This window comes from Protofrankia sp. Cj3 (genome assembly GCF_917627355.1).
In the GTDB taxonomy this organism is placed as follows: domain Bacteria; phylum Actinomycetota; class Actinomycetes; order Frankiales; family Frankiaceae; genus Protofrankia.
On record NZ_CAKJTR010000043.1, the window covers coordinates 32956 to 33639 of the forward strand.

Genomic DNA, 684 nt, shown 5'->3' on the forward strand with positions numbered 1-684 from the left:
TGCGTGGCCTTGCCATTGCCAGCAGCCGATGAGCGGTGGGGTCTGTCGTGGTGACTCCGCCAGCGGTCCCGGGCACGTGTGGCGCCACCACGGGCTCGAGGCGGATGCGCTGCGATCAGCCAGCCGCCTACGTCATCGACTGCCAGTGTGCCCGCGGGCATCGTGGAACGGTGACGCATTGCGTTGCCCATGCTGCCGAGGCCCGTGCGGGGGAGCTGTTGTGCGGCGGCTGCGAGGAGCGCGGCGTGCATGCCACACCGATAACGGTCATCTCCATCCGCAGCCTGGCCGCCGCATCTACCCGTCCGACCGCCACGGACTTTGTCACACCGGATGCCACAAGCCCAGGTCATCTGCCCGGCGGCAGCGGTTACCCGGCGAGTGTCGACGACGGGTTGGACCTGTCGTGGTGACCACGTAGCAACGATCGGCCCGCCGGGTGTGCTGGGCAAGGCCTGCGATTGCGCACCAGGTCGGTTCATCCCGATCGCCCGTCGCGTCGGAGAGAGCACGCAGTTCTCGCCGAACGTTACAACCGAGTACGGGCTGTTAACCCGCGTGGGGGAGCGGACTGCCTGACCGCCTCCGATGGCACACCGTCGGTGCCCGTATGGTCGAGGAGCGCTCGGACTTCTGGATCGTCCGGTGACATACCCCCCGGGTATGGCAAGATCGATATATGGT

Annotated in this window: 1 protein-coding gene; it reads left to right on the top strand. The window is 67.1% G+C overall.

Annotated elements, in window-relative coordinates; genetic code table 11:
- Window positions 1-245 precede the first annotated feature (245 nt).
- Window positions 246-413, top strand: coding sequence for a hypothetical protein (locus MJ783_RS08455; protein ID WP_239309777.1), 168 nt, complete (start codon window positions 246-248; stop codon window positions 411-413).
- Window positions 414-684: the final 271 nt, after the last annotated feature.